Raw genomic sequence first — 3,240 nt, 5'->3', positions numbered from 1 at the left:
GTCATGAGCTATCCCTCAGCCGATCCGAAAGAACGCGGCAGTGGATTGATTTTGGCCTCTTCTCCCGCTGCCAAAAAGGCTTACGGGATATCGAACATCAGTCGGGCCAGGGACTTGCCCTTCCCTTATCCGCCGGGACTGGTGATTGCGGCGCCACAGATGCGGCTGTACATGCAGAAAAATACTGAAATCAACAACATCTACAAGAAGTATGCGGATGAAGACAATCACCATGTCTATTCAGTTGACGAGAGTTTTGTCGATATCACCGGCGCCCAGAAACTTTTCGGGAAAAACTCGGCTTACGAAATGGCCAAACTCATCCAGGCGGACGTATTGCAGACGACCGGCATCTACACAACGATCGGCATCGGCGACAACCCGCTACTGGCGAAGCTGGCGCTCGATAACGCGGCCAAGCACCAGCCGGACATGATCGCTGAATGGCGTTATCCGGATATTCCCGAAACCATTTGGAAGATCCCGGACATGACCGATTTTTGGGGCATCGGCAAACGGACCCAGCTGCGGCTCAACCAGTTGGGCATCTCCTCAATCTATGACTTGGCGCACACCAATTACTATTATTTGAAGAGCAAGCTCGGCGTCATGGGCGCGCAGCTGTACGCTCACAGTTGGGGGATCGACCGCAGCTTTCTGGGGGAAAAAGTCAAAGTCAGCTCAAAATCCATCGGCAATTCACAGGTGCTCAACAAGGATTATGTGGTGCGCTCCGAAATCGAGATCGTCCTGATTGAAATGGCCGACCAGGTGGCGACGCGCCTGCGAAAATCCGGAGCCAAGACCCAGCTTGTGAGCTTGAGCATCGGCTACAGTATCAACTACATCGATCAGCTGGGCCGGACAGGATTTCATCAGCAGCTAAAAATCCCGCCCACCAACGCCTCGAGTGAGCTGGTGGCCCATATCCTGATGATTTTTGACCAACATTACAAAGACCAGTCGATCCGGAACGTCGGCGTAGGTGCCGGAAATCTGATCTACACGGATTTTCTGCAGCTGGACCTGTTTCAGGAGCCTGATGAACAAGTAAACGAGCAAAAGAAGGATCTGATTGTGGATTCGATCCGCAAAAAATACGGGTTCCGCTCACTCGTGCGGGCAGTCAGCCTATTGGAAGGTGGCCGTGCGATAGCGCGCAGCTCGTTGGTGGGTGGACACGCGGGCGGTATGGCCGGATTGGAGGAAGGGGAAGAAAATGCTAAAAGAACCAAGAAAACGGACGGATAAGGTATTTGAGGACTACAACGACTACCATGACCGCGGCATGATCAAATGGGTAACGGCCTACGCGATGGATGAACTTGTGAAGTCCATCTCTGCAGGAAAAGCAGAAGCCATGAAGGACATCCCGATCCTCCCTCAGCTGAGCCCTGCCGAAATCGATGAAACCTTGGCCGTAGCCTTGAAAAAAAATCGCCGTGTATCAATCCAACTGAACCAAAAAGATCGCTTCGGGCGTCAAACAGAGTCCATTGAAGGCTTTTTTAAAGGCTATTGCGGAGAGGATGAAATCCTGATCGGCGAAGCATGGGTTCCGCTCGACCGCATCCGCAATGTGCATATTCTGTACCAGGATAAATGGTCAAAAGTGGCGGTGTTCAAACAAAATCAATACTGATCCAAAAGGGAAGCGGCATGCGAACAGCATTAACAGTGCGATTGTTGTCTTTTTTGATGCAAAGGCTTATACTCAAATCAAAAGAGAACGCTTTCTTTTCTCTTGAGAAGGAGGACAACATCATGACTTATATTATCCAAGCCCATGTCGGATCCATTGAAGAATGCAAACGAGCTGTAGAGGAACTGCATAAAGAAGGCTATACGAAAGAACAGATCACCTTGGTGACGAACCATGCCAGCCAAGAAACTATCTTGCAGAATTGGGATCTTCGCGGTGCGGACGGTGCGATTTTCTCAAGCCACTCGTTGCTGGAAAAGGTCAACAATCTGTTCAACCTGAAGCAATACGAATATTTCCAAAAAAAGACCGGGACTTTCCCCAACGGCATGGACTTTCTTGCGGACCGCATCGCTGCCATCGAGAACGGCAGCATCGTCATCATCACAAAGGAAGCGGACGAATAACAATTTTCTATGCATCCCATCAAATAGCTCTGTAAAACCATGAAACAGGAAAGGACTGAAATCATATGCCAAAATTTGTGGCAGGATCGTACGCGACCGTCGAAGCTGTGGAGGCAGCTGTTAAAACACTTCTCGAAAAAGGGCATAAGGAAGCCAATCTGCTTCTGGTGACCAATTCATCGAAAAAAAAGGAACGGCTGGCAAAAGAAACCACCATTGAAGTCATCACCGAAACAGGCCACGATGAGAATGCGGGCTGGAAGGATCTCGCCCCGCTCTACCCGTCCTTCGATGAGGAAGCTCTCTACGAACCATCCCCTCAGCATCCTTATCCGCAGTTGTCACCGGAGCAAGAAGAAGAACAGGAACGCAAGATGCAAGGATACTTCTCCGAATTGGAGGAAGGGAATATTTTAATCATCGTTGACGATGCGGAACAGCAACAGTCAGTTTAGCGAAAGAAAACAAAATCGAAGCAAAAAAAAAGAAGCAGGAGAACCGTTGGACGGTTTTTCCTGCTTCTTTGTATAAGTTATAATAACTTACAGCACATGGCGATACCTACTTATAGCTGCTTCCTTCCGGATCTGACTCAATTCATAAGATCGCCATTGCGATAAGGCCTTTCGGCATTTCTTATCATACCATAGCCAAAAAGAAAAAGCTAGCCTTTGTTTTCTTCCTGCATATGTTCGCGGAGATGCTTCCGGCTATTTTCCTTGCGTTCTTTGCGCAGAGCCCGGAAAAAATCCTGCAGCAGTGTCCGGCACTCTTCCTCCAGCACACCACGTTCGACCTCGCTCTGATGGTTGAAGCGTTCATCCTGGAGCAGGTTCATCAAAGTGCCTGCCGTACCGCCTTTCAGGTCGGATGCGCCATAATAGACTTTTTTGATCCGCGACAACAGGATGGCCCCGCAGCACATCGGACAAGGCTCAAGCGTCACATAAAGCTCCGCTTCCTCGAGCCGCCAATTCTGCTTGAACGCATTGGCTTGCTTGATCGCCGTCATTTCCGCATGCGTCGTCGCATCATTCGTCACTTCGCGCTCATTGTGCCCGCGCCCGATGATTTCGCCCTTCCAGACGATCACCGCTCCGATCGGCACTTCTCCCATGGCCGCAGCCTTTT

General features: G+C 50.1%; 5 protein-coding genes and 1 other RNA gene. 4 read left to right on the top strand and 2 right to left on the bottom strand.

Annotated elements, in window-relative coordinates:
- From WBV27_RS06195 to WBV27_RS06180, 4 genes are all read left to right on the top strand, one after another.
- Positions 1–1,251: Y-family DNA polymerase (locus WBV27_RS06195; protein WP_424200368.1), on the top strand; the 1,251-nt coding region annotated here is incomplete at its 5' end.
- The gene (locus WBV27_RS06190; protein ID WP_424200366.1) at positions 1,220–1,642 is read left to right on the top strand and encodes a hypothetical protein; all 423 of its coding nucleotides are present in this window, start codon (positions 1,220–1,222) and stop codon (positions 1,640–1,642) included. The genes WBV27_RS06195 and WBV27_RS06190, both read left to right, overlap by 32 nt.
- Before the next feature lie 122 nt (positions 1,643–1,764).
- On the top strand, positions 1,765–2,109 hold the full coding sequence (locus WBV27_RS06185) for a hypothetical protein (RefSeq protein WP_424200364.1): 345 nt from the start codon (positions 1,765–1,767) through the stop codon (positions 2,107–2,109).
- 65 nt (positions 2,110–2,174) lie between these two features.
- Positions 2,175–2,564: a general stress protein gene (locus WBV27_RS06180; RefSeq protein WP_424200362.1), complete on the top strand. Its 390-nt coding sequence runs from the start codon at positions 2,175–2,177 to the stop codon at positions 2,562–2,564.
- A gap of 81 nt (positions 2,565–2,645) precedes the next feature.
- Here the strand turns inward: WBV27_RS06180 and ffs are convergent.
- Both ffs and tadA read right to left on the bottom strand, forming a co-directional pair.
- Positions 2,646–2,732: signal recognition particle sRNA small type (gene ffs / locus WBV27_RS06175), an RNA gene on the bottom strand.
- 41 nt (positions 2,733–2,773) lie between these two features.
- The coding region (gene tadA, locus WBV27_RS06170) for a tRNA adenosine(34) deaminase TadA (RefSeq protein WP_424200360.1) at positions 2,774–3,240 on the bottom strand (467 nt) is incomplete at its 5' end.

Origin of the sequence: Trichococcus sp. (assembly GCF_049589555.1) — a bacterium.
Classification (GTDB): domain Bacteria; phylum Bacillota; class Bacilli; order Lactobacillales; family Aerococcaceae; genus Trichococcus.
This window is presented reverse-complemented; position numbering and strand designations above follow the sequence as displayed.